Genomic DNA, 25,702 nt, shown 5'->3' with positions numbered 1-25,702 from the left:
AGATCAGAACACCACGAGCGCCCGTCCGCCCTTGCCCGCCAGCATGTTCTCGAAGGCCGCCGGAATGCCCTCCAGGCCGATCCGTTCGGTCACCAGCGCGCCCAGGTCCAGGCGGCCCGCCCGGACGTGTTCGGCGATGACCGGCAGGTCCCGCGCCGGGTCACAGTCGCCGTAGACGCAGCCCGCCAGGGTCCGGCCCCAGTGGAAGATCTCCAGGGCGTTGAAGGTGACCTGCTGGTCCTTGCCGCCGATGCCGACGACCGTCGTACGGCCGCCGCGGCGGGTGGACTCCCAGGCGGTGCGGATGGTGACCGCGCGGCCCACGCACTCGACGGCCACGTCGACGCCCTGCTTGCCGGTGAGGGCACGGATCTCCCGGGCCGTGGTGTCGGAGGCGACGACATAGTCGGTGGCTCCGGCCGCCCGCGCCAGCTCCTCCTTCGCCGGGGAGACGTCGACCGCGACGATCCTGGACGCGCCCGCGATCCGGGCGGCCTGGAGGGCGGCGAGGCCCACGCCGCCGACGCCGTACACCGCGACCGTCTCCCCCGCGCGGACCCGCGCCGAGTGGTGGACGGCGCCGTAGCCGGTGAGGACGGCGCAGCCGAGGAGGGCGGCGTCGGTCAGTGGGACGCCCTCCGGCGCCGGGAGGACGCAGTCCGCCGACACGACGGTCTCCTCGGCGAACGCGGCGACGTTCAGGCCGGGGTGGAGGTCGGTGCCGTCCGAGGCGCGACGCGCGTACACGTCGGCGGCCCCGTTGAGCGCGTTGGCGCACAGCCAGACCTCGCCGAGCGTGCAGGCGTGACAACTGCCGCAGGAAGGGGCCCAGTTGAGGACGATGTCGTCGCCGGGCCGGACACGGTCGACCCCGTCGCCCACGGCGACGACCGTACCGGCGCCCTCGTGGCCGAGGACGGCGGGGACGGGGACCCGCATGGTGCCGTCGGTCAGGGACAGGTCGGAGTGGCAGACCCCGGCGGCGGCGAGCCGGACCCGGACCTGGCCGGGCCCGGGGTCGGGGAGGTCGATCTCGGTGATCTCCAGGGCGGCGCCCACGGCGGGAAGTACGGCGGCACGAACCACGGCGACGCTCCTCAGAACTGCAGGGACTTGGTCTGGAGGTACTCGGCGAGACCGTGCGAACCGAGTTCGCGGCCGACGCCCGACTGCTTGTATCCGCCGAACGGGGCCAAGGGGTTGAAGCGGCCGCCGTTGATGTCGACCTGCCCGGTGTCCATCCGGCGGGCGAAGGCGACCGCCTCGGCCTCGTCGCCCGCCCAGACGGCGCCCGCGAGGCCGTAGACGGTGCCGTTGGCGATGCGCAGGGCGTCCTCCTCGTCCTCGTAGCGCAGGATCGACAGGACGGGGCCGAAGATCTCCTCCTGGGCCACGGTCATGTCGGGGGTGACGTCGGCGAGGACCGTGGGACTGACGAAGTAGCCCTGTTCACGGGGGGCCTCGGTGCCGCCGGCGACCAGCCGGGCCCCCTCGGCCACGCCCTTCTCGATGTAGCCGCGCACCCGCGCCCGCTGTGTGGCGTTGACGACCGGGCCGATGCGTTCGCCGTACTTCGCGGCGGCCGCTGCGGCCAGTTCGACGGCCTCCTCGTACCGCTCCCGGTGCACCAGCATCCGCGTCCAGGCGCTGCACGTCTGGCCAGAGTTGGACATGACGTTGGCGACGCCGACGTTGACCGCCCTGGCCAGGTCGGCGCTCGGCAGGATGACGTTGGCGGACTTGCCGCCGAGTTCCAGCGCGACCTTCTTGATCGCCGCGCCCGCCGTCGCGCCGATCTGCCGGCCGACGGCCGTGGAGCCGGTGAAGGAGACCAGGTCGACGTCCGGGTGCTCGGCGAGGGCCTGCCCGGCGACCGGGCCGAGGCCGGTGACCAGGTTGAAGACGCCCGCCGGAAGTCCGGCCTCGTGGACCGCCTCGGCGAAGAGCTGGGCGACCAGCGGGGTGTCCTCGGCGGGCTTCAGGACGACCGTGCAGCCCGCCGCCAGCGCGGGGGCGGCCTTGGCGACGATCTGGTGCAGGGGGTAGTTCCAGGGCGTGATCGCGCCGACCACGCCGACGGGCTCCTGGTGGACGACCGAGTTGCCGACCTTCTCCTCGAAGGCGTACGTCGCCGCCAGCTCGGCGTAAGAACCGGCCACGGCGATCGGCACGGACGCGTGCACGGCCTGGGAGAACGTCAGGGGCGAGCCGAGTTCCGCGGTGACCGTCTCGGCGATCTCGTCCTTGCGGGCGGCGAGGACGTCCCGCAGGGCGGTGAGGCGGGCGGCCCGTTCGGCGGGCGCGGTGGCGGCCCAGGACACCAGGGCGGCACGGGCGGCCCGTACCGCGGCTTCGACGTCCTCGGCGGTTCCGGCCGGGACCTGGGCGATGACCCGCTCGTCGACCGGGTTCACGACCTCGATGACGTCCGGGCCGGTGGCGGGGCGCCACTGGCCGTCGATGTACATGCCGTCGTGTGCCTTCATCGTGCGTCCTCCCGGGCGGGGCTGCGTCGTCCGCGTCACAAAGTAAGCGACCCACATAAACTAGCGGCGTTAGTTTTCTACCGCCAGGGATCTCCGGGGACGGCGTGCGGTCCGGGCGGGTGCCGGGTGGGCCTCAGGCCTCCAGGTCCGGCAGCCGCGCCGGGGCCGGGCAGATGCGTTCGCCGTGCTGGTCGAAGACGAACAGGTGGGCGATGTCGACCAGCAGGGGGACCTGCATCCCGCGCCGGAGGTCGATGTCGGGGGTGGTGCGCACGACCAGGTCCCCGGGGAAACGGCTGTCCGGCCGTTCGGACACGGTGACCGGTTCCGCCGGGTCGTCCAGGACCACCACCGGTCCGGCGCGCAGGGCGCCCGCACGCTCCCGGAAGCGGCCGAGGACCGACCCGCCCTCGCGGTGGCGGCGCCGGGCCAGACGGTCGGCGGGGCGCGGGGCCTCCAGGTCCGGTACGAGGGCGGGGCTGGAGCCGGTGTTGAAGTGGACGAGGACCTCGTGCCCCTGGAACTCCACGTGCTCCACCAGGCCGCTGATCGCCACCTCACCGGGACGGGCGGCGGACGGCTTGGCGAGCCGGACGGCCTCCGAGCGCAGTCCCACGATGATCTCGCGGCCCTGCTGGACGCGGAGCAGCTGGTGGTCCAGGGACAGGGGTTCGGGCAGCCGCAGGGACTGCTTGCCGATGCTGATGGTCATCGCGCCGTCGAGCGGGGCGCGGACCATGCCGCGCAGGAGGTTGATGCGCGGGGTGCCGATGAAGGCGGCGACGAAGACGTTGCGCGGCAGGGCGTAGACCGAGCGCGGGGTGCCCACCTGCTGGAGCACCCCGCCGCGCAGTACGGCGACCCGGTCGCCGAGCGACATGGCCTCGGCCTGGTCGTGGGTGACGTACACCGTGGTGACGCCGAGTTCCCGGGTGAGCGTGGTGATCTCGGCGCGCAGGTGGTTGCGGAGCTTGGCGTCGAGGTTGGAGAGCGGTTCGTCCATCAGGAAGGCGGACGGATGGCGGGCTATCGCCCTGCCCATGGCGACGCGCTGGCGTTCACCACCGGAGAGCTGGCCGGGGAAGCGGTCCAGGATGTCCTCGATGCCCAGCATGCGGGCGGTGGCGTCCACGCGGGGACTCGGGTCCTCGCCCGGCGCCTCGAAGCGCAGCGGGAAACCGATGTTGCCGCGGCTCGTCATGTTCGGGTAGAGGGCGAAGTTCTGGAACACCATCGCGATGTCCCGCTCGGACGGGAGCCGCTCGTTGGCGTACTCGCCGTCGAGCAGCAGGTGTCCGTCGGTGATGTCCTCCAGGCCGGCGATCATCCTCAGCACGGTGGACTTGCCGCAGCCGGAGGGGCCGAGCAGGACGAGGAACTCGCCGGGCGTGATGTCCAGCGACAGCCGGTCCACCACGCGGACGCCTCGCGTGTAGGTCTTGCTCACGTCGTGAAGGGAGATGGCGCGTGTCATGACGGTGCCCCCGGGGGCTCACTGCGCGAGCGCTGACGCTCCGCGACCGAACGGCCCGTGCGAGTCGTACGGGCTGTAAGTCACGGAAGTTAACGGAATGTACGCGCCTGGGGGAAGACGCACGACGGAATCCAGGCCGACCTTTGGCCGGGCGGAAACGGACGCGGCGGGCCGGCGGGGCGGCGGGGCGGCACGACCCCGCGGGTCCGCGCGGGTGAGCGACCGGCGGCGGGTCAGCGGGTCGCGGTGAGATGGGCGAAGACGACGACGTTGCTGGTGTAACCCGTCTTGCGGTTGAAGAGGCCGCCACAGGTGAGAACCCGCAGCTCCGGGCGCCGGCTCGGCCCGTACACCTCCTTGTCGGGAAATGTGGACTTGTCGAAGACCTTGACCCGGTCCACGGTGTAGACGGCGGTACGGCCGTCGGCCCGACGAGCCTCGATGTGGCTTCCGCGGGCCACCTGCGCGAGGGCGGCGAAGACCGCGGGGCCGGTCAGGGTGTCGCGGTGGCCGACGGCGACGGCGGTGCCCTTCTCGCCCGGCGTGGGGCCGTCCTGGTACCAGCCGACGAGTTTGGGCTTGTCGAGCGGTGGTGTCCCGAGGTGCCCGTCGGCGCCGAGCCGCATCCCGACGACCGGCGCGTCGATCTTCAGTGAGGGGACGCGCAGGGTGGTCGCCGGCGACCGGGGCAGCGGCCGGGGCGCTCCGGCCTGCCCGGCCTGGTCCGGTGCGGTGGGCGCGTGCCCCCCGCACCGGACGAGCGTCGCCAGGACGGCCACGATCAGGGCCGTCCTGGCGAGGCGGTAGGCGCGGGTCCGGTACCAGGGCCTGCGTCTGTCCTTACGCCGCACCATGCGAGCGTCGGCGCAGCAGGCGGAAGTACACGGCTCCGCTGACGGCGACCAGGCCCACACCGGCGGCCGCGCTCAGCGGGGTGTACGCCTGCGCGGTGTCGGCGAGACCGCCGCCACCGGCGTGGACGCCGCCCTTCGGGCCACCGCTCTCGTGCTCACCCCAGGCGGCCTCTTCCTTGGGCTTCTCACTCTCGTAGCCGCTGGGCTTCTCGCTCTCGTAGCCGCCGGGCTTCTCGCTCTCGTAGCCGCCCGGCTCGCCCTTCTCGCCGCTCGGGTCCTCGTACGAGTGGCCGCCGGGGCCGTGCGCCTTGCCGTGCTTGCGCTCCTCGTCGCAGTCGACCTGGAAGACCTTCTGCTGGTTGGGTGGGGTTGTGACGGTCCCCGGGGGGGTGGGCCAGGTGAGCACGTACTGCCCGTCGGGCAGCTCGATCGGGTTGCTCTGGCCGGCGCCGTTGTTGAGGGGGATGGTGCCCGTCGTGGTGACGGCGCTGGGGGGCACCTGCGCGGTGATCGTGTAGCCGACAGTCGTGTTGGCGGTGGTTGGGAAGCCGACGGCGTCGAGGCGGAACCTGCAGACCACAAGGTCGTCCGTCGCCGAACCGTACGGCGTGCGCACGTCGTGGATCAGGATGTCCGGACCGGTGACGGCCGCGGCAGTCGGTGTCGCGAGCCAGGTTGCTCCGGCCGCCGTGAGGACGGTCAGGGCCGTGACGCCGAGGCGGCCGGCGACAGGCGGGGGCATCAAGGTGCGCATGGATGTTCCTCCGAGTCAGACGATTTTCATACAAATCGCTCTTTCACGTGACTCTCTTTCACATCCAGCACCCGCCGTGCGGGAGCGAGGCCCGACGCGCCGTCAGATATCGCTCGACCGGCGCAACCGGGCCCCGGGTCCGCTCCCCTGCGGGGCGCCCCCGGCCGCCTGACCGCCCTGCTGGGGCGCCGGAGCGCGCAGCGCGGTGCCCGCCGAGAGCAACAGCAGCGCCCCCAGCATCACGAACGGCGCGGCCACGCCCGCGGCCCCCGCGACCAGGCCGGCCGCGGCGGGCGCGGCGACCTGGCCGAGGCGGTTGCCGGTCAGGCGCAGGGCGAGGGCGGTGGAGCGGGCCGCGTCGGGGGCGGCCTGGACCACCGTCGTCATGGACAGCGGCTGTCCGACGCCGAGGCAGAAGCCGAGGACGGCGAGGATCAGAGCCAGCGCCCAGACCGGCACCGGCAGCGCGATGGCGGCGCACAGCACGGCCGCCAGCAGACAGGTGACGGTGAGCAGCAGCGGCCGGCCCAGCATCCGCAGTAGCGGCGTCAGCACCAGGCGGCAGGCGATGGTGGCCGCGGCCCGCAGGCTGAGCAGGAGGCCGACCACGGACGGGGCGATGCCCCGGTGTTCGCCGACCACCGGGAGGTAGGCGGTGAGGATGTCCGTCGCGGACAGCACGGAGAGGCTGACGAAGATGCCCGCGGGTACGCCCCGGGCGCGCAGGATGCGCTGGACGGGGACCCGGTCGCCTTGCTCCGTACGGGACTTGACCGTCGTACGGTCCTCGATGCGCCACAGCGAGGTGAACGCGATCGCCGCTGACGCGCCCGCCACGACGAGGGCGAGCGCGCTGGTGCCTGCCATGTCCCGGCCGCCGATCAGCGCGCCCGCGGCGATCGGGCCGATCAGTTGGCCGAGGGATGCGCCGATGGTGAAGTGACCGAAGTTGCGGTCCTGTTCGTGCGGCGCGGACTGGCGGGCGACGAGTGACTGGGCGCCGATCACGAAGCAGAGGTGGCCCAGGCCCATCACCCCGCTCCAGATCGCCATCGCCCACAGGGAGTTGGCCACCCCGCTCAGGGCGCAGCCGCCGGATATCAGGACCACGCCGATGGGCAGCAGGGGCGCACAACGGCCGTGGTCGGTACGGCGGCCCAGCGGCACCGCGGCGAAGAGCGGCAGCAGTGCGTACACGCCCGCGATGACGCCGATCGCCCGCTCGTCCGCGCCCAGCGCGAGGGCCCGGTAGGAGACGGCGGGCCGGGCCATCGACACCGCCCCCTGCGCGAAGCTGAAGGCGATGACGAGGCGGAGCAGCCAGCCGCGGTTCCCACCGGGCCTCATGTGTGAATCCTTCGTCGTTGATCAGGTGTTGGTCAGGTGATCCCGCATCAGATGATCCCGAAGAGGATTCCTGCCCCGAGGATGATGAGGCATGTGAGCGCCGCCCACTTGACCACGAACTTCGTGTGGTCGCCGAACTCCACCTTGGCCATGCCGACCAGGACGTACACGGCCGGGACGAGCGGGCTCGACATGTGCAGCGGCTGACCGACCAGCGAGGCGCGGGCCATCTCCAGCGGCGTGACGCCGTGCGCCGCGCCGGCCTCGGCGAGCACCGGGAGGACGCCGAAGTAGAACCCGTCGTTCGACATGAAGTAGGTGAGCGGGAGGCTCAGGACGCCGGTGACCAGGGCCATGTGCGGGCCCATGCCTGCGGGGATGACGTCCACCATCCACCGGGCCATGTGGTCGACCATGCCGGTGCCCTGCAGGACGCCGGTGAAGACGGCGGCGGCGAAGACCATGCCGGCGACGTTGAGGACGTTGTCGGCGTGCGCGGCCAGGCGCGCCTTCTGGTCGGGGATGTGCGGGAAGTTGACGGTGAGCACGAGCGCGGCGCCGAGCAGGAACAGCACCGGGATCGGCAGCCACTCCATGATCATGGAGGTGAGCAGGACGACGGTGATCAGCGCGTTGAACCAGTAGAGCTTGGGCCGCAGGGTGGCCCGGTTCGGGTCGAGGACCTGGAAGCGCGCCGCGTCGCCCTCGGCGTCGTCGTCGGCGTCGGCGTCGGCGTCCGTGCCGGAGCCGGAGCCGCCGGTGGCGGTGGTGCCCTTGCCCGTGCCGGAGGCGCCGGAACCCGCGCCGACCAGAACCGTCTCGGTCTCCTTCTCCTCGGCCTTCTCCTCCACCAGGACGTCGTCCAGCGTGAGCACGCCGAGGCGCTTGCGCTCGCGCTTGCCGAGCACGTACGAGAGGACGAAGACGCCGAGCAGGCCGACGGCGAGGGCCGGGATCATCGGGACGAAGATGTCGCTGGCGTCCACCTTCAGCGCGGTGGCGGCGCGGGCGGTGGGGCCGCCCCACGGCAGGGTGTTCATGACGCCGTTGGCCATCGCGGCCACACCGGTCATCACGACGAGGCTCATCTTGAGGCGCTTGTACAGCGGGTACATCGCCGAGACGGTGATCATGAAGGTGGTCGAGCCGTCGCCGTCGAGCGAGACGATCGCGGCGAGGACGGCGGTGCCGACGACGATCCGCATCGGGTCGGCCTTGCAGAACTTCAGGATCCCCCGGACGACCGGGTCGAAGAGTCCGACGTCGATCATCACCCCGAAGTAGACGATCGCGAACATGAGCATCGCGGCGGTCGGGGCCAGGTCGGTGACGCCGTCGATGACGTAGTCACCGAGCTTGGCGCCCTTCCCGACGAAGACGCAGAACAGTGCCGGGATCAGTACGAGCGCCGCGATCGGCGACATCTTCTTCATCATGATCAGGACCAGGAAGGTCGCGATCATGGCGAAGCCGAGGATGGTCAGCATGAGTGGATACCTAACGTTCGCCCTTGAACATCCCACCAGGGACGGCGGTGCGTTGACGTTAGGTCCCGTCAAGCGGCGTTAACAAGACGTTGACATGCGAGCAATAAGCGCAAAACTGCTGGTCACGGCTTTGCACAGCTCACAGGGGGTGCGTTTTCAGTCCCTGGAGGTCACTTTCACGGGGATGCCGTTGAGCACCGCGTTGCCCGAGAGCGGGTCGAGCAGGGTGCCGTCGAGGAGCTGGTTGACGTTCACGCCGGGGTCGGTGGCGGCGTGGCCGAGCCGGGTGCCGGGCCGGTCGTGACCCCAGCCGTGCGGCAGGCTGACCACCCCCGGGCGCACGCTGTCGGTGACCTCCGCGGGGGCCGTCACCTCTCCCCCGGCGCCCTTGACGCGTACGGCCGACCCGTCCCGTACGCCCAGCCGTTCGGCGTCCTCGGGGTGGATGTGCAGGGTGCAGCGGTTGGTTCCGCCGGTGAGGGCGGGGATGTTGTGCATCCAGCTGTTGTTGGAGCGCAGATGACGGCGGCCCACCAGGACGAGCCCGTCGGGGCGTTGCTCCAGGGCGTCCCTGAGCCGGGGCAGGTCGTCCGCGATCGGCCGGGGCAGCAGTTCCACCGCGCCGCTGCGGGTCTTCAGGGGCTGCGGCAGCCGGGAGGAGAGCGGCCCGAGGTCGATGCCGTGCGGATGCGCCAGCAGCTTGTCCAGGCTGAGGCCGTCCGGTCGTACGCCGAAGCCGTCGCCGTAGGGGCCCAGGCGCAGCATCATGTCGAGCCGCCGCTCGGGGCCGTTGTCGCCGGTGAGCTGTGCGGCGAGCTCCTTCGGGTCCCGGCCGTGCACGGGTGAGTGAGGTTCCTGGACCGCCTTGCCGAGGGTCTGGGCGATGACCAGGTCGTCGACGGCGGACGGGTCGGCGCCGTGCATGCCGGTCGCGGCCAGGACCAGCCGGGCCAGGATCTCGGTCTCGGCCATCCTGCCCGGCTCCAGGGGGACGGCGGGGCGGGTGTAGCGGACCTGGTTGCGGACGGCGAGGGTGTTGAAGGCGAAGTCGTGGTGCGGGCTCTGGGCGGGCGGGGGCGGTGGCAGGACGACCTGGGCGTGCCGCGAGGTCTCGTTGAGGTAGGGATCGACGCTGACCATGAAGTCGAGCGAGTCGAGCGCCTTGTCGAGCCGGTCGCCGTCCGGCGCGGACAGGACGGGGTTGGCGGCGACGGCGATCAGCGCCCGGACCGGCTCGCCCTCCTCGGTCGCGGTGTCGATCTCCTCGGCGAGCGCGGACAGCGGCAGCTCCCCCTTGGCCTCCGGGTGCCGGCCGACCCGGGAGTGCCAGCGCCCGAGCGCGAACCCGCGGCCGGGCCCGGCGGGCCGGGGTGTCCTGTCGGTGGCGGCCTGCGGGAAGAGGGCGCCGCCGGGCCGGTCGAGGTTGCCGGTGAGGATGGTGAGGACGTCCACGAGCCAGCTGGCGAGGGTGCCGTGCTGGACGGTGCAGCTGCCGATGCGGCCGTACACGGCGGCGGTGGGGGCGGCCGCCAGTTCGCGGGCGAGGGTGCGGATGGTCGCGGCGTCCACGTCGCACGCCCCGGCCACGGCCTCCGGGGTGAAGTCCCCCACGGCTGACCGGAGTTCGTCGAGCCCCTGCACCTGCGGGGCCAGCGCGCCGAGCTGCGCGAGGTCCTCGTCGAAGAGGACGTGGGCCATCGCGGCGAGCAGCAGCGCGTCGGTGCCGGGCCGGATCGGGATGTGCCGGTCGGCGAGCCGGGCGGTCCGGGTCCGGCGGGGGTCGATGACGGTGAGCGTGCCGCCGCGGGCCTTGAGCGCCTTCAGCTTGCCGGGGAAGTCCGGCGCGGTGCACAGACTCCCGTTGGACTCCAGGGGGTTGGCGCCGATGAGGAGGAGGTGGTCGGTGTGGTCGAGGTCGGGTACCGGGATCGCGTTGGCGTCGCCGTACAGCAAGCCGCTCGACACGTGCTTGGGCATCTGGTCGACCGTGGAGGCGGTGAAGAGGCTGTGGGTGCCGAGCCCGGCGAGGAGCACGGTCGGGTAGAGGGCGCCAGCCATGGTGTGCACGTTGGGGTTGCCGAGGACGACACCGACGGCGTGCGGCCCGTACCGTTCGACGACCGTGCGGATCCCGGCGGCGACCGCGTCGAAGGCCTCCTCCCAGCTTGCCTCCCGCAGCTCCCCGTCCTTGCGGACGAGCGGGGCGCGCAGCCGGTCTGGGTCGCCGTCGACGGCTCCGAACGAGGCGCCCTTGGGGCAGATGAACCCCCGGCTGAACACGTCGTCCTGGTCACCGCGGGCACCGGTGACCCGGGTCCCGTCGATGGTGAGGGTGAGGCCGCAGGTGGCCTCACAGAGGGGGCAGATGCGCAGGGCGGTGCGGGACACGGGTCCTCCCGGAGTGCGGCGGCGACGGTGACGCCGGGGTCGAGGCCGAGCATACCGACCGGTATGAACGGAGGGGAGGCCCTTGCGCCGACCGTCGGGCACCCGCGCCGATCAGTCCAGCACCCGCGCCAGATAGGCCCGCAGCAGTTCCCGGGTCTCCGCGATGATCCGCTCGTCCCCCTCCGGCGCCACCCGGAAGGCGAGATGGACGAGGGTGTCGGCGGATTCCACAGCGACCAGGAAGACGCGGCGCAGGTCCTCGTCCGGTTCGCGGTCGAGGTGGCCGGAGAGCAGGTCGGTGAGGCGGTCGGCGACGCGGTGGTTGGGCTCGGCGTAGCGGGCGCCGACCGGGATCTGGTTGCCGAAGTCGACCAGGGAGAACCCGGGCGCGGTGCGTTTCATGGCGAGGTACTCGTCGAGGACGGCGTCCATCGCCACCCGCCAGCCTCCCCCGCCACCGGTCTTCTCGAGCCGCTCGGTGACCCGCTCGGTGTAACGCTCCAGGTTGCGCTGGGCGAGCGCGTCGGCCATCGCGCGCTTGTTGCCGAAGAAGCGGTAGACCGAGCCGATGGGGACCTCGGCGCGCTGCGCCACGGCCCGGGTGCTCAGGGCGTCGTAGCCGACCTCGTCGAGCAGATCGGCGCAGGCGTCGAGGATCCTGGTCAGTCGTTCGGCGCTGCGCCGCTGCACGGGCGCTCGCCGGAGCGATGTCGCTTGGGGCACGGGCTTCATGATGCCTTTCCGCCGCGGTCCGGGGAACCTCGCCCTCCAGTACGGAGCGGGGTGCCGGGCACACTCAGCACACCGTGCAGGGCCGCGGAGAGCGCGGGGCCCGAGGCGGTGATGTCCGCGGTGCTCTCGACGGGTTCACCGTCGACGGTCCACACGGTGCCGTCGTCGGCGTACAGGCGGGCGGTGAGGTGGTGCGTACCGTGCGGGACGTAGCGGGCCGCGAGACGGTACGCGGTGGTACGCAGCCGCACCACGGGGCGCCCGTCCACGAAGAGCCCGGCCACGCCGCGCCCGGCCACCGCCGACGCCTTCCCGCCGGCCGCCGAGAAGCGGAAGTCGCGGAGGATCAGCCGCACGTTCCACCCACCGTCGTCCCCGTCGGGCTGCACCTCGATGCCGACGCGCGGCGCGCCCTTCTCGGCCACCTCCCGATAGCGGTGCCCCTGCTTGTCCGTCTCGCCGAGGAGCTTGCCCACCGGTGCGGGTGAGTCCCCGTTCGTCCCGTTCTCCCGCGCACCGTCCGGGCCGCACCCCGCGGCTCCGGTCAGCAGCAGGACACAGACCGCGAGCACGGCGGGAAGTTCCCGTGTCCACGACATGCCGGGGAGCGTAGAACACCGGTGCGACACCTCGAATCCCCCTCGGGTCTGGTTCCCGTCGGCTCCGGTAGTCCTCGATGAGGACGCCGCCCGGCCTCTTGCGCGTGGGAAACCGCAATCCTACGGTGATGCATAGGAATCAAACGCCCAGGGAGCGATGATGAGCGGGGAAGCGCAGAAGACCGCGGAGGGGCTGACCTACCTCTCCGGTTTCGGCAACGAGCACAGTTCTGAAGCCGTGCCGGGGGCCCTGCCCGATGGCCGGAACTCGCCCCAGCGCGCGCCCCTCGGGCTGTACGCGGAGCAGCTCAGCGGCACGGCGTTCACCGAGCCGCGGGCCTGCAACCGGCGCTCGTGGCTGTATCGGATCCGCCCCTCGGCCGCGCACCCGGCGTTCCGCCGTACGCAGAACGGCATGATCCGTACGGCACCGTTCACGGAGACGGTGCCCGACCCGAACCGGCTGCGCTGGGACCCGCTGCCCGAGCCGGCGCCGGGCACCGACTTCCTCGCGGGGCTGTGGACCCTCGGCGGCAACGGCGACGCGACGCAGCGCACCGGCATGGCCGTGCACCTGTACCACGCCAACGCCTCGATGGACCGTGTCTTCAGCGACGCCGACGGGGAGTTGCTGATCGTGCCGGAGCACGGCGGGCTGCTGCTGCACACCGAGTTCGGACCGCTGTATGTGGAGCCGGCCCAGGTGGCGCTGATCCCGCGTGGGGTGCGCTTCCGTGTGGAGCTGATCGGGGATTGGGCCCGTGGTTATGTGTGCGAGAACTACGGCGCCCCCTTCCGTCTCCCCGACCTCGGCCCCATCGGCGCCAACGGTCTGGCGAACGCCCGGGACTTCCTGGCCCCGGTCGCCGCGTACGAGGAGGCCGAGGGCCCGGTGGAGGTGGTCAACAAGTTCTGCGGCAACCTCTGGACGGCGACCTACGACCACTCACCGCTCGACGTGGTCGCCTGGCACGGCAACCATGTGCCGTACATCTACGACCTGCGCCGTTTCAATGTGCTGGGCACCATCTCGTACGACCACCCGGACCCGTCGATCTTCACGGTGCTGACGTCCCCGTCCGACACCCCGGGCCTGGCCGGCGTCGACTTCGTGGTGTTCGCGCCGCGCTGGCTGGTGGGCGAGGACACCTTCCGGCCGCCGTACTTCCACCGGAACGTGATGAGCGAGTACATGGGTCTGGTCGAGGGCGCGTACGACGCCAAGACCGCCGGGAAGGGGGGCTTCGTGCCCGGCGGCGGCTCGCTGCACAACATGATGTCGGCGCACGGGCCGGACCGGGAGACCTTCGACCGGGCCAGCGCCGCCGAGCTGCGGCCGCAGAAGGTGGACGACGGGCTGGCGTTCATGTTCGAGACGCGGTGGCCGCTGACCCTGGCCCCGCACGCGGCCGGGGCGGAGCACCTGCAGCGGCGTTACGACGACGTGTGGCAGGGCCTGCAGCGGCATTTCCGGCCCTTGCACTGACGTTTCCCCTACCGGTACGGATGAGCCCGTGACCTCCTTCGCCCCGGACTCGATCGTCCTGAACCGCAAGCTGCCGCTCTGGTACCAGGTGTCGCAGTCGCTGCGCGCCTCGATACTCGGCCGCTCGCCCCGGGACCCCCTGCGGCTGCCCACCGAGGAACAGCTCGCGGGGCACTACGGGGTGAGCGTGCTGACCATGCGGCAGGCGTTGAAGGAACTCGAGGACGAGGGCCTGATCACGCGTCACCGTCGCCGCGGCACCTTCATCGAGCCGGACGCCCGCAGGGGCTCCCCGGTGCGGCTGCTGGGCTCGGTGGACGCGATCGTGGCCCAGCAGTCCGGCATGGCGACGGAACTGCTCGACCACGGCAGGGCGCCGGCACCGGCCGAACTCGCCGAGTTCTTCCCGGATCTCGACGAGGTGGCGACGTACCACCGCCTGCGCGGCGACGAGAAGACCGGCGAACCGACCAACCACGCCCGCAACTACGTCCGCCCCGAACTCGCCGCCCGCTTCGACCCCGACGACCTGGTCCGCTGGCCGATGACCAAGGTGCTGCGGGACGTCGTCGGCGCGGACATCAGCCGCATCACGGACACGGTCGAGGCCCGCCTGGCCGACCCGGAGACGGCCCGCCTCCTCCAGGTCCCGCTGCTCAGCCCGATCCTGCACTACACGGGCGTGACGTACGACGGGGAGGGCCGGGTGCTGGACGCGGCCGTCATCCACTACCGGGGGGATCGTTTCTCCTTCACGGTCACCCTCGACGCCACGTAGGCCACCCGGAGGCCCTCCTGCCGGTGTCGTCGGCAGGTCGTACGATGCCCAGCGTGACGCACGACGACGCTCCGCTGCTGGCGGACCTCATGCCGTGGTCGGTCGCACCGCCCCGGCTCGGCCGGGGGTGGCCGGCGGGCCCCGACCCGGCGTCCCTCAAGGCCCGCTGGGACGCCCTGCTGAAGGCCGAGGGCCCCGACCGGGAGGCCCTGTTCGAACCCACCCGTTCCCGCACGCTCCACTCGGCCGTCGGTCAGCTGCCGGGCCGGACCGGCGGCACGGAGAAGCTGGTGCGCGCCTCGGGGCCCTGCCCGCACCCCGTACGGGTGTTGCACGGTCCCTTCGACGAGCAGTGGCTGATTCCCGATCAGCGGCTGATCGACAGCGCCCGGCCGGAACTGTGGCGGGTGGCCGACGACCAGCAGATCTTCGTCGCGGAGACACCCGGCGCAACCGGTCCCCAACTGTTCGCGACCTCGCTGCTCCCGCTCCTGCGCCCCGGCCGGGTCCGCCCGCTGCACCGCCGCCCCGGCGGCACGGAACCGAACCTGGCGCCGGGCCTGCTGGAGCACCTGGCCGACCGCCTCGGCCTCTCCCCCACCCCGGCGGACCTGCTGGCCTGGATCGTGACGGCGACCCGCCCCGGCCTCACCGTCCCGCTCACCGAGGACCCCGACCTGTGGGCACAGGGCGTCGAACTGGGCCACCGCACGCTCTGGCTGATGCGCCGCGACGGCGCCCGCCCCAAACTCCCCGGCGGGCGCCGCCCCTACGTCCGCGCCCCGCTGCCCGACCGTCCCCTGAGCCTGCGCTACGACCGCGACGAGGAGTCCCTGCACCTCGACGACGGCCGTATCTCCCCGGTCCCGCCGGAGGCCTGGGACTTCGAGATGGCCGGGGTGCGCGTCCTGGAGCAGTGGTTCGCGAACCGCACGGCGACGGCCGATCCGGGCACCCTGGCGGCGATCCGCCCGGTGGCCTGGCCGCAGACGTGGACGTCGGAACTGCTGGAGCTGATCACCGTGCTGGCGCTGCTGGCGGAACTGGGCCCGCGGCGGGCGGAGTTCACCGTGACCGCCCCGATCACGGCGTCGGAGCTGACCAAGGCGGGCATCCTGCCGGTACCCGAGGCGGCCCGCCGGCCGGCCTCGGTCCTCGACCACCCCGAGGAAGGCCCGGAAGGACAGTTCGCGCTGCTCTGAACAGCTCTACGCCTCAGGACGGCTCTACGCCTCCGGGGGTGCCCCCGCCCCCTGCCCCTTGGGCTCGAAGGCGTCCAGCACCCGTTCCAGCATCCGCTGGAACACCGCCGCCATGTCGATGGGCCCCGCGTCCTCGGTGAACGCGGCGGCCAGCCTCGGATAGGCACCGGAAGCGATCCGGCCGCCCAGATAGGCCATCCGCACCGCGTTCTCCTGTTCCTCGGACCACGGCAGCGACCGCGCCCGCTCGGCCGAGGACAGCTCGGTCGCGACGTACACGGTCACGCACCCGTTGAGCATCCCGAGCAGCTCCATCTTCGTGCCGTAGGGCGCGTCGAAGGAGTCCAGGCAGGTCATGCAGTGCTCGAGGTAGCGCAGGGCGTTGGGACTGAAGCCGTAGACCGGCGACATGAGACGCGGCATCCACGGATGCCGGAGCATGGCCGCCCGCGTCTGGTGCGCCACCCGGATCATCTCGGCCCGCCAGTCACCGCCCGGCTCCCACAGCTCGTGCTCCCCGCCGACCGCGTCCACCATCAGCTCGTACAGGTCCTCCTTACGGGGGACGTAGTTGTACAGCGACATCGTCCCGCAGCCCAACTCGGCCGCGACATGGCGCATGGAGACGCCGTCCAGCCCCCGAGCGTCGGCGATCCGCACCGCCGCCGCCGCGATGTCGGCACGCGTGAACGCCGGTCTCGGTCCCCGGCCCGTGCGCTCGGGACGGGCCCAGATCACTTCGGGTACGGCCGCTCGGCCCGCCATCGATCATCACCTCGTCCACCATCCTAGTTACGTACACCGTACGTAGTGCGCTATGGTCGACACATGACTACTACGTACGCTGTACTTAGTGAAGGTCTGGAGAAGCGGTTCGGCGCTGTCCAGGCACTCCGCGGGCTGGATCTCGCGGTGGCGACCGGCACGGTCTGCGGAATCCTCGGGCCGAACGGGGCGGGCAAGACCACGGCCGTCCGACTGCTCACCACCCTGCTGCGGCCGGACGCCGGCTCGGCGCGGATCGCCGGACACGACCTCGCCCGGGAGGCGGCGGCGGTGCGGAAGAGGATCGGCGTCACCGGGCAGTACGCGTCGGTCGACGGGGACCTCACCGGCCGCCAGAACCTCCACCTGTTCGCCCGGCTGCACCGGGTGCGCGGACCGGCCGAACGGGCCGGGGACCTGCTCGACCGCTTCGGACTGACCGAGGCCGCCGACCGGCCCGCGTCCACCTACTCGGGCGGGATGCGCCGCCGGCTGGACCTGGCGGCGAGCCTGATCCGCCGCCCCGAGGTGCTGTTCCTGGACGAGCCGACGACCGGCCTCGACCCGGCGAGCCGCAACCTGATCTGGGCCGCCGTACGCGACCTCACCGCGGACGGCACGACCGTACTGCTGACCACGCAGTACCTGGAGGAGGCCGACCAGCTCGCCGACGACATCGCACTGGTGGACCGGGGCCGGGTGACCCACACGGGCTCTCCGACCGAGCTGAAGGCCCTCATCGGGGCGCATGTCGAGGTGGTCGTCGCGGACGTCGAGGTCATGGCGACAGCGGCGGGCGTCCTCGACCAGCTCACCGGCGCGCGGCCGACGTTCGACCACGAACGCAAGGCCGTCGGCGCGGTCACCCGGGACTCGACGCTCACGCTCCCCCGGCTGGTGCGTGAGATGGACGCGGCCGGCGTGCCGCTGCTGGACGCGAGCCTGCGCCCGCCGACCCTCGACGACGCGTTCCTCCGGCTCACCGAGGACACCCCCCAGGACCAGAAGGAGACCGCCGCATGAGCATGCTGGCGTACGACTCAAGCGCGATGCTCGGCCGCCAGCTGCGGCGGTCGCTCAACAACCCGGGCCTGATCATCCTGACCCAGACCATGCCGGTCAGCATGCTGCTGTTCTTCGGCTACGTCTTCGGCAGCGCACTGGCGATGCCGGGCGAGGAGTACCGCTCGTTCCTGGTGCCGGGCCTGCTGGTGGCGACCGCCGCGAACGGGATCATGAACGGGATGTTCCAGGCCGCGCAGGACACCCACCGGGGCGTGATGGACCGCTTCCGCACGCTGCCGATGAGCCGGGCGGCGGTACCGCTCGGACAGGCGGGCGCGGATCTGCTGATCACGGCGGCCGGTACGGTGCCCTACCTGATGGTGGGGCTCGCGGTGGGCTGGCGGATCGAGGGCGGCGTCCTCGAAGCGGTGGGCGCCTTCGGCCTGTTGCTGCTGTTCCGGTTCGCGACCACCTGGATCGGGATCTTCCTGGGCCTGCTCACCCGGAGTGAGGAGGCCGCGGGCCAGCTGGGCGGCGCGACCTTCCTGCTGCCGCTGCTGTCGAACGCGTACATCCCGACCGAGGGGCTGCCGGGCTGGCTGCGCGTGGTCGCCGAGTGGAATCCGATCAGCGCGGTGACGACGGCACTGCGGGACCTGTTCGGGAACGCGGCGGTGCCGGAGGGTGCGGCCTGGCCGGTGGCCCACCCGATCGCCGGGTCACTGGCCTGGTGCGCGGTGCTGTTGGCGGTGTTCGCGCCGGCTGCCGTGCACCGGTACGCGAACGGTGAGCGGTGAGCGGTGAATCAGGGTTCCGCGCCCGGAATCCGCCGGTGGATCTGACACGTCACGCCGGGTGGAGGCGTGCCGGTGGCGCGGGTGGGGCGCGGGGAATGGACGGGGGTCTTGCCCCGCGCCCGGAGGTGACCACCGGTGCGGCGCCGCGTGCCGTGGGGATGACGGGCTGGAGCGCGGCGTCGCGCCGGGATCGCGTGGCGACCCGAGTGGGGGCTCCTCGGGACGGCCCCGAGGAACGCCGGTGTCGTGTCTAGCGCCCGCCGAACAGCGAACGGCGCAGCCGTCGCAGTGGCGCGAAGAGCGAGACGCGGCGCACCCGCGCTCCCCTCGCACTTCGGTTCTGTGCGGGCTCCCGTGCGGTCAGCTCACGCATCAGCGAGGTCGCCTCGACCGTCTCCCCTTGCGGGACGGCGGGGCCGCCCAGCACCGAGAGATGGCGATCAAGACGCGAGCTGGTCGCGCTGCTCCCGCACGTGATCGCAGGAACCCTCGCCCTGCTGCGCACTGTTATCTGTTCCATGTCACTCCCCACCCGTACGAGTCCACCCGGCCCGGGCAGAGTAACCCTATCGCCCCCTCGGGGCACTCGTGTATCGCGGTCACAGGATTCACCTTCCCCGCAAGGGCGTTGACGACGCCTTCCCGGTCAATCTCCAAATCCGACCGATTTCAGGGCGAGTTGGACAACTGGCTGGGTAGTGGGCTGCTCCGAGCCCCCCTCCGGCTCGACGGTCACAGCGAGTGACGTCGCCGTTTTGTTCAGGCCCGATGTGACCAAGGGCGTGTCGCGGGCGAAGAGACCGAGGGAGCGCGGTCGCGCGTCGGGGCGCATGAGCCACAGTTGGCGTACGCGGTCGCTCGGCAGATCGCCGTACCCGCTCAGAGTCACCACCGCGCTCCCCTCTGCCGCGGAGGCGACCACTCCGATACTTCCTCCCCGGGTGTCCCGCCCGATGGTCGACCTGGCGTCGGGAGCCGCGAGAACGTGGGCGATCTCACGCGCCTGGGCCCGCTCCGCGTTCAGCGTGTCCTGTGTCTCGTCGGCCCGGACGGCGAACAAGGACGCCACCACGAGGGCCGCTGCCGCCGTCACCGTGGCGAACGGCACGAACAGGGGGCGCGAGCGCGCCGCACGGGAGCGTGACGGCGGTGGCTGCGTGCCCCACACGTGCGGCGGCAACTGGGACGCCCGCCCCCGCCCCGCCTCGTGCCGGGCGTGTTCCTGCCGGCCGGCGGGTTCCTGCGCGGTCGTGCGTACGGCGGCCAGCACCCGGTCGCGCATCGCGGCGGGCGCCGGCGCGGCCGTCGACCAGGCGAGCCGGACGGCGTCCTCGGACAGGGTGCGGACCTCGGCGTCGCAGCGGGCGCAGTCCTTGAGGTGCTTCTCGAAGCGGACCCGCTCGGCGGGTTCCAGAGCGTCGAGGGCGTACGGGGCGGCGAGGGAGTGGATGTCCCCGCGGCGCAGCAGACGGTCGCTCAGACTCATGCGGCACCTCCGAGGCACTCGCGCAGCCGGGTGAGTCCGTCGCGCATCCGGGTCTTGACGGTGCCCAGCGGCAGGGAGAGCCGCTCGGCCACTTCACGGTACGTGTAGCCCTCGTAGTAGGCGAGGGTGACCGACTGGCGCTGCAGGGCGGTCAGTCCGTCCAGACAGCGGCGCACCCACTCCCGTTCGAGTCCGGCCTCGACTTCCTCGGTGACCTGGTCGAAGGCGGGGTGGTGGGCGCGGCGGGCCTCGCGCTGCTCGCGTTCGCCGGCCGCGCGGGCGCTGCGCACCCGGTCGACGGCCCGGCGGTGGGCGAGGGTGAGGACCCAGGACAGGGCGCTGCCGCGGGCCGGGTCGAACCGGGCCGCGGTCCGCCAGAGTTCCAGCAGCACCTCCTGCGCCACCTCCTCCGACTGCGCCGGATCCCGTACCACCCGCCGCACCAGTCCGAACACCGGTCCGGACACCAGCCCGTACAACTCCTCGAACGCCCTCTGGTCGCCGCCGGCCACCAGAATCAGCAGTTCGTCCGCCTCCAACTCGTCTCCCCCTCCAGCCAGACCGCATCTGGGCCGACGTCCCGTCCCACGAGGCATGCGCAACCAACCCACCTCCGGATGGGGTTACGGATCAACGAGCCGAAAACGCGGGTGGCTTTCGATGAAACAACTTTTCACGAGCGCCGTAAGAACGTTTGGGATTCGACCAATCCACCCTGCCGACCGCTCCGAATCGCGTTCGTCAGGCAAGTTGGCACTGAGGACGGACGGCATGACACCTAACTCCAGGACCGGCGCGCGATACCGCGGCCTTGCGACCCTCGTATGCGGGGCGCTGGCCGCCGGCGGGCTCGCAGCAGCTGGCGTGGCCACGCTGGAACCGGGGGCGGCCTCCGCCTCCAGCCACCGGGAAGCTCCGCTGATCTCGGGGCAGCCGCAGTACGACAACACCGACGTGTACGCGTTCGTCAGCCCGGACCACCACGACTCGACGACCATCGTCGCCAACTGGATCCCGATGGAGGACCCGGCCGGCGGGCCGAACTTCTTCACGTTCGCCGAGGACGCGCAGTACGACCTGCACATCGACAACAACGGTGACGGCCAGGGCGACCTGCTGTTCCGGTACACGTTCAAGACGCACACGAAGAACGACAAGACGTTCCTCTACAACACGGGCGCGGTCACCAGCCTGGACGACCCGGACCTCAACATCACGCAGACGTACGACATCGAGATGATCCGGCTCGAACACGGGAAGGAGACCTACAAGTCGAAGGTCGCCAGCAACGTGCCGGTGGCGCCGTCGAACGTCGGCAAGGCGTCGATGCCGGACTACAAGACCCTGCGGTACCAGGCCGTGCACAAGCTCTCCAACGGCGCGAAGACCTTCGCCGGCCAGGCCGACGACCCGTTCTTCCTGGACCTGCGGGTCTTCGACCTGCTGTACGGCGGCAACCTCTCCGAGGTCGGCAACGACACCCTCAAGGGCTACAACGTCAACTCGATCGCCCTCCAGGTGCCGACCAAGATGATCACCGAGTCCAAAGAGCAGCCGATCGTCGGCATCTGGTCCACCACTCAGCGCAGGAACGCGCAGGGCTACTACACGCAGGTCTCACGCCTGGGCAACCCGCTGGTCAACGAGGTCGTCAACCCGCTGAAGGACAAGGACAAGTTCAACGCGTCCGAGCCGAAGGACGACGGCCAGTTCCTGAAGAACGTCACCAACCCCGAGCTGCCGAAGCTCATCGAGGCGATCTACAAGATCAAGGCGCCGGCCGAGCCGCGCAACGACCTGGTCGACGTGTTCCTCAAGGGCGTCAAGGACCTCAACCAGCCGCCGTACGTGACGCCGGCCGAGGAACTGCGCCTCAACACCTCGATCATGCCGGCCGCCAAGCCCAAGCGGCTCGGCGTGCTCGACGGCGACACCGCGGGCTTCCCGAACGGGCGCCGGCTGACCGACGACGTGATCGACGCCTCGCTCCAGGTCGTCGAGGGTGAACTGCTCGGCGCGAAGAACGACCTCGGTGACGCGGTCGACAAGAACGACAAGAACTTCGAGAAGTCCTTCCCGTACGTCGCGCTGCCGACCGAGGGCTCGCGTGGACCGCTCGCCAAGGGCACGACCGACGGGACCGACGTCCGCAGCCAGCTCGGTGACGCCCTTCAGCCGGCCGGAGCGGACAGCTCCGACAACATGACCCTGATCGCCGGCTCGGCGGGCGCGGGCGCGCTCGGCATCCTGCTGATCGGCGGGGCCCTGATGTGGTGGCGCCGGATGCGGGACCGCGCGTACTAGGCGGCCCTCCCGGCCGCACCGGCCGGGAGCCCGTCCCCTCGACTGGCGCGGTCCGCTCGTACCCATCCCCCACGGCGCGGGCCGCGCCGCAGTACCACAAGCAGGTTGAACAGTCCGTCGACCCGTCGATCCGTCGACCAAGGAGAGGGCATGCCCCGGCGTACGAACGACAGCGCACCGGCCAGCGGCCACGCGGCACCGCCACCGGCCACACCGGAGCGCGAGCACGGCACGGGTTCGCCCGCCGGGGCGGACACACCGAACACGCCCGAGGCAACCGGGACGTCGGCCTCCGTCCCGGAGCAGGCGGCCACGCCGTCTCCGGCCGAGACCGCGGCGGACGACGCGCCAGTGACGGGGGGCGGCGGGACTGGCGAGAGCGGCGAGGCCGAGATTTCCGCCACTGAGACCGACGCCACCGGGCAGCACGCCGAGGCCGAGGTCGACACCGACACCACCGGCACCCCGAGCAAGGAGCTCGGTGAGGTCGGTGCGGGGTCGGACGGGGATCCGCGGGTCGTGGCCGTGCGGCGGGTCTCCGCTGCCGGGCGGCGTTGGCGGGTCGCTCAACTCGCCGGGTGTGCCGCCCTGTTGGCGGTGGCGCTCACCGCCGGGGCCATCGTGGTCGGGGCCGCCAGGGACGGTGGGACCCCGGAGGTGGCGTCCGCGTCGGCGGCGCTGTCGCCTCAGTTGCTCACCAGCGGTGACATCGACACCAGCATCACCGCTCTGCAGGCCCATCTCCGTGCCCAGCCGAAGGACTTCGGCGGCTGGGCCACCCTGGGTCTCGCCTACGTCGAACAGGCCAGGACCAAGGGCGACCCCGCGCGCTACCCGCAGGCGGAGCGCGCCCTCAAGCAGTCGCTGGACCTGAAGCCGGACAACGACCAGGCCCTGGCCGGCCGAGCCGCCCTCGCCGCCGCCCGGCACGACTTCAAGAACGCGCTGACCTACGCCGACCAGGCCCTCGAACAGAACCCCTACAGCGAACGCGCGCTGTCCTCCCGTATCGACGCGCTGGTCGAGCTCGGCCGCTACGACGACGCGTCGAAGGCGGCCGACACCGCCGACACCCGGCGACCGGGCATCCCCGTCTTCACGCGGTACGCGTACGTGCGTGAGCTGCGCGGTGACGTGGCGACCGCCAAACGGGTGCTGGAGCAGGCGCTCACCACGGCCACCTCCCCGGGGGACGTGGCGTACGTGTCCAGCTCGCTCGGTCAACTCGCCTGGAACCAGGGCGACTACAAGGAAGCCCTCGACCACTACGCGCGCGCCCTCGCGGCCGACGAGAACTACCTCCCGGCGTTGGAGGGCCGTGCCCGCGCCCAGGCCGCCGACGGCGACAGCGCCACCGCCCTGCGGAACATGGAGGCAGTGGTCGCCCGCTACCCGCTGCCCGGCCCGCTGGTCGAACTCGGCGAGCTGTACGAGGCCCGGGGTGCCGACGGCGACCGGGCCAAGGCGCGCGACCAGTACGCCCTCGTCGACGCCTGGACCGCGCTGGCCCGCGCCAACAAGGTCAACGCCGACCTCGACACCGCCCTCGCCGCCGCCGACCACGGCGACAAGGCCGCGGCGCTGCGCGCGGCCCGCGCCGAGTGGTCCCGCCGGCACACCGTGCACACGGCGGACGCCCTCGCCTGGGCCCTGCACGTCAACGGCCGCGACGAGGAGGCCCTGCCGTACGCCCGCCGGGCCACCGCCACCGGCTACCGCAACGCCACGTTCCGCTACCACCGCGGGATGATCGAGCGCGCCACCGGCGACGAGAAGGAAGCCCGCACGCATCTGACGGCGGCGCTGGAGCTGAACCCCGGCTTCTCTCCGCTGGGCGCCCGCGAGGCCCGTAAGGCACTCAAGGCCCTCGAGGCGACGGAGGCGGCCCGATGACGCCCCGGTCCGCCACCCGTCGCCTGGTCACCTCCGGTGCGGCCGTACTCACGGCCGCCTGCGCGCTGGTGCTGGTCCCCTCGGGGGCGGCGAGCGCCCACCCGCTCGGCAACTTCACCGTCAACCACTACGACGGACTGGTCGCCGCCCCCGGCGAACTGCGCGTCCAGCACGTCGAGGACCTCGCCGAGATCCCGGCCACCCAGGCCAAGCCCGACCTGAAGAGGCTCGGCGCGACCGACTGGGCCCGGCAGCGGTGCGCGGCGGCCGCCCGGGACAGCGAGGTCACCGTCGACGGCCGTACGGTCACGCTCACGGCCCGCGACAGCGCGGTGCGGGTGCGCCCCGGGCAAGCCGGCCTTGACACCCTCCGGGTGGAGTGCCGGCTGACCGCGCCGCTGCCGAAGGACGACAGCGTGACCCTCGGCTTCCACAGCGTGGCCACCTCCGCGGGCCCCGGCTGGCGGGAGATCACCGCGCGCGGCGACCGTATGACGCTCACCGACTCGGACGTACCCGAGAAGTCGCTGTCGGGTGAACTGACCAAGTACCCGCAGGAGTTGCTGTCCTCCCCCGCCGACACCACGACCGCGTCGCTCCGGGTCCGCCCGGGCGGCCCGGCCCTGACCGAGTCGGGCCGGGACGCTCCCGCCGCCTCCGTCCTGCCGCGCGGCGCCGACCGCTGGACGCGGGCCCTGGACTCCCTGGTCGCCCGCGAGGACCTCACCCTCGGCTTCGGCGCGCTGGCGATCCTGATCGCCGTCGCCCTGGGCGCCCTCCACGCGCTCGCACCGGGCCACGGCAAGACGCTGATGGCCGCGGTGGCGGCCGCCCGGGGCGGCAGGGCCCGGATGAAGGACGTCCTCCCGCTGGCCGCCTCGGTGACCGTCACCCACACCCTGGGCGTGGTCGCCCTCGGCCTCCTGGTGACGGCCGGGTCGGCGGCGGCGCCCTCGGTGATCACCTGGCTGGGCATGGCCAGCGGCGCGATGGTGACGGCCGCGGGGATCACCCTCCTGCGACGGGCCTGGCAGAACCGGGCCCACGCGCTCGGGCGGACGCGGGGTCACGACCACGGACACGATCACTCGCACGACGACGACCATGGACACGACCACGACCACGACCACGGGCCAGGGCACGACCACGGGCCAGGGCACGATCACGGGCATGGGCATGGGCATGGGCATGGACACGGTCACGACCACCCGCACGACCACAGCCACCCGCACGAGACAGCGGACGTCCAAGAGACGGCCGACACGCACGAGCGCCCGCTGGTCCTGGCCGCCGCACACAGCCACAGCACCTCCGCGGACGCCCCTGCCGTCTCCCCCGCCCCCTCCCCGGCGCCCACACACCACCCCCATCCCCACACGCACGACCACACGCATGACCATGACCACGAGCACGAGCACGACCACGACCGGGGCCGGGGCCGTTCCCTCACGCACTCGCACGGCGGCTTCACCCACACCCACGCCGTAGCCCCCACCCTGCGCGGCACGATCCTGCTCGGCTTCGCCGGCGGGCTCGTGCCCAGCCCCTCCGCGGTCGTGGTGCTGGTGGGCGCCGCGGCGCTCGGACAGGCCTGGTTCGGGCTCCTGCTCGTCGTGGCCTACGGCGTCGGGCTCGCCCTCACCCTGACCGCGGCCGGCTTCGCCGTCGTCAAACTGGGTACGGGTGTCACCCGGGTGCTGGACCGGCGTCCGCGGTGGACGGCCAGTCCGCTGACGGCCCTGGTCCGCAGGACCGCGCCCCTGGGGTCCGCGCTCGTGGTCGTGGTCATCGGGGTCGGACTGGTACTTCAGGGGGCGGCATCCGCACTCGGCTGAGTTACGTTTGTGGAGAAATAGCGCGGATGC

22 protein-coding genes are annotated in these 25,702 nt (G+C 72.1%); 8 read left to right on the top strand and 14 right to left on the bottom strand.

All coding sequences use genetic code 11. From position 1 onward, the window contains the following. Positions 1–3 precede the first annotated feature (3 nt). The 10 genes from ACFYRY_RS38950 to ACFYRY_RS38905 all read right to left on the bottom strand — a co-directional run bounded on the left by ACFYRY_RS38950 (position 4) and on the right by ACFYRY_RS38905 (position 12,121). Positions 4–1,086, bottom strand: a complete 1,083-nt coding sequence (locus ACFYRY_RS38950; protein ID WP_389156992.1) for a Zn-dependent alcohol dehydrogenase — start codon at positions 1,084–1,086, stop codon at positions 4–6. 11 nt (positions 1,087–1,097) lie between these two features. Continuing rightward, complete coding sequence (locus ACFYRY_RS38945) at positions 1,098–2,486, bottom strand: aldehyde dehydrogenase family protein (protein ID WP_389156990.1); 1,389 nt, start codon at positions 2,484–2,486, stop codon at positions 1,098–1,100. A gap of 133 nt (positions 2,487–2,619) precedes the next feature. After that, a complete protein-coding gene (locus ACFYRY_RS38940; protein ID WP_389156987.1) occupies positions 2,620–3,960 on the bottom strand; it encodes an ABC transporter ATP-binding protein in 1,341 nt (446 codons plus the stop codon). Between the two features lie 233 nt (positions 3,961–4,193). Further along, positions 4,194–4,814, bottom strand: a complete 621-nt coding sequence (locus ACFYRY_RS38935; protein ID WP_389156984.1) for a class F sortase — start codon at positions 4,812–4,814, stop codon at positions 4,194–4,196. Further along, positions 4,801–5,568, bottom strand: a complete 768-nt coding sequence (locus ACFYRY_RS38930; RefSeq protein WP_389156981.1) for a hypothetical protein — start codon at positions 5,566–5,568, stop codon at positions 4,801–4,803. The genes ACFYRY_RS38935 and ACFYRY_RS38930 overlap by 14 nt, the downstream gene beginning before the upstream one ends. A 102-nt stretch (positions 5,569–5,670) precedes the next feature. Further along, on the bottom strand, positions 5,671–6,915 hold the full coding sequence (locus ACFYRY_RS38925; protein ID WP_389156978.1) for an MFS transporter: 1,245 nt from the start codon (positions 6,913–6,915) through the stop codon (positions 5,671–5,673). Between the two features lie 47 nt (positions 6,916–6,962). Further along, positions 6,963–8,402 carry a CitMHS family transporter gene (locus ACFYRY_RS38920; RefSeq protein ID WP_389156975.1) on the bottom strand — a complete coding sequence of 480 codons (1,440 nt, stop codon included), beginning with the start codon at positions 8,400–8,402 and terminating at the stop codon, positions 6,963–6,965. A gap of 156 nt (positions 8,403–8,558) precedes the next feature. Further along, positions 8,559–10,790 carry a molybdopterin oxidoreductase family protein gene (locus ACFYRY_RS38915; protein WP_389156973.1) on the bottom strand — a complete coding sequence of 744 codons (2,232 nt, stop codon included), beginning with the start codon at positions 10,788–10,790 and terminating at the stop codon, positions 8,559–8,561. 111 nt (positions 10,791–10,901) lie between these two features. Continuing rightward, complete coding sequence (locus ACFYRY_RS38910; protein ID WP_389156970.1) at positions 10,902–11,522, bottom strand: TetR family transcriptional regulator; 621 nt, start codon at positions 11,520–11,522, stop codon at positions 10,902–10,904. Next, positions 11,519–12,121: a hypothetical protein gene (locus ACFYRY_RS38905; protein ID WP_389156967.1), complete on the bottom strand. Its 603-nt coding sequence runs from the start codon at positions 12,119–12,121 to the stop codon at positions 11,519–11,521. The genes ACFYRY_RS38910 and ACFYRY_RS38905 overlap by 4 nt, the downstream gene beginning before the upstream one ends. A gap of 160 nt (positions 12,122–12,281) precedes the next feature. Between ACFYRY_RS38905 and hmgA the strand changes: the two genes are divergently transcribed. The 3 genes from hmgA to ACFYRY_RS38890 are packed head-to-tail and all read left to right on the top strand — an operon-like array spanning position 12,282 to position 15,587. Further along, positions 12,282–13,607, top strand: a complete 1,326-nt coding sequence (hmgA, locus tag ACFYRY_RS38900; protein WP_389157126.1) for a homogentisate 1,2-dioxygenase — start codon at positions 12,282–12,284, stop codon at positions 13,605–13,607. Positions 13,608–13,635: 28 nt separating this feature from the next. Beyond that, entirely contained in the window at positions 13,636–14,385 is a 750-nt protein-coding gene (locus tag ACFYRY_RS38895) for a GntR family transcriptional regulator (protein WP_389156964.1), read from the top strand. A gap of 44 nt (positions 14,386–14,429) precedes the next feature. Further along, the gene (locus tag ACFYRY_RS38890) at positions 14,430–15,587 is read left to right on the top strand and encodes a type ISP restriction/modification enzyme (RefSeq protein WP_389156962.1); all 1,158 of its coding nucleotides are present in this window, start codon (positions 14,430–14,432) and stop codon (positions 15,585–15,587) included. Between the two features lie 24 nt (positions 15,588–15,611). On the opposite strand, the gene ACFYRY_RS38885 is transcribed toward ACFYRY_RS38890, so the two are convergent. Then, positions 15,612–16,352: a TetR/AcrR family transcriptional regulator C-terminal domain-containing protein gene (locus tag ACFYRY_RS38885; protein ID WP_389156959.1), complete on the bottom strand. Its 741-nt coding sequence runs from the start codon at positions 16,350–16,352 to the stop codon at positions 15,612–15,614. Positions 16,353–16,415: 63 nt separating this feature from the next. Here ACFYRY_RS38885 and ACFYRY_RS38880 point away from each other — a divergent pair, with 63 nt between their 5' ends. Both ACFYRY_RS38880 and ACFYRY_RS38875 read left to right on the top strand, forming a co-directional pair. Further along, positions 16,416–17,375 carry an ATP-binding cassette domain-containing protein gene (locus ACFYRY_RS38880; protein ID WP_389156956.1) on the top strand — a complete coding sequence of 320 codons (960 nt, stop codon included), beginning with the start codon at positions 16,416–16,418 and terminating at the stop codon, positions 17,373–17,375. Continuing rightward, a complete protein-coding gene (locus ACFYRY_RS38875; RefSeq protein WP_389156953.1) occupies positions 17,372–18,154 on the top strand; it encodes an ABC transporter permease in 783 nt (260 codons plus the stop codon). The genes ACFYRY_RS38880 and ACFYRY_RS38875 overlap by 4 nt, the downstream gene beginning before the upstream one ends. Before the next feature lie 250 nt (positions 18,155–18,404). Here the strand turns inward: ACFYRY_RS38875 and ACFYRY_RS38870 are convergent, their stop codons facing one another. The 3 genes from ACFYRY_RS38870 to ACFYRY_RS38860 all read right to left on the bottom strand — a co-directional run bounded on the left by ACFYRY_RS38870 (position 18,405) and on the right by ACFYRY_RS38860 (position 20,179). Next, entirely contained in the window at positions 18,405–18,674 is a 270-nt protein-coding gene (locus ACFYRY_RS38870; protein ID WP_389156950.1) for a hypothetical protein, read from the bottom strand. Positions 18,675–18,800: 126 nt separating this feature from the next. Next, positions 18,801–19,640, bottom strand: coding sequence for an anti-sigma factor domain-containing protein (locus ACFYRY_RS38865; RefSeq protein ID WP_389156947.1), 840 nt, complete (start codon positions 19,638–19,640; stop codon positions 18,801–18,803). Next, the gene (locus ACFYRY_RS38860) at positions 19,637–20,179 is read right to left on the bottom strand and encodes a sigma-70 family RNA polymerase sigma factor (RefSeq protein ID WP_389156944.1); all 543 of its coding nucleotides are present in this window, start codon (positions 20,177–20,179) and stop codon (positions 19,637–19,639) included. Before ACFYRY_RS38860 ends, ACFYRY_RS38865 begins: the two co-directional genes overlap by 4 nt. A 232-nt stretch (positions 20,180–20,411) precedes the next feature. On the opposite strand from ACFYRY_RS38860, the gene ACFYRY_RS38855 reads away from it, so the two are divergent. From ACFYRY_RS38855 to ACFYRY_RS38845, 3 genes are all read left to right on the top strand, one after another. After that, positions 20,412–21,944, top strand: a complete 1,533-nt coding sequence (locus ACFYRY_RS38855) for a DUF4331 domain-containing protein (RefSeq protein WP_389156941.1) — start codon at positions 20,412–20,414, stop codon at positions 21,942–21,944. A 150-nt stretch (positions 21,945–22,094) separates the two neighbouring features. Then, positions 22,095–23,837, top strand: a complete 1,743-nt coding sequence (locus tag ACFYRY_RS38850; protein WP_389156938.1) for a tetratricopeptide repeat protein — start codon at positions 22,095–22,097, stop codon at positions 23,835–23,837. After that, on the top strand, positions 23,834–25,672 hold the full coding sequence (locus tag ACFYRY_RS38845) for a nickel transporter (protein WP_389156935.1): 1,839 nt from the start codon (positions 23,834–23,836) through the stop codon (positions 25,670–25,672). Before ACFYRY_RS38850 ends, ACFYRY_RS38845 begins: the two co-directional genes overlap by 4 nt. Positions 25,673–25,702 lie beyond the last annotated feature (30 nt).

Origin of the sequence: Streptomyces sp. NPDC005263, from assembly GCF_042872365.1 — a bacterium.
Lineage (GTDB): Bacteria > Actinomycetota > Actinomycetes > Streptomycetales > Streptomycetaceae > Streptomyces.
Note: the sequence above shows the minus strand (reverse complement) of the source record. Positions and strands in the feature narration are given on the sequence as shown.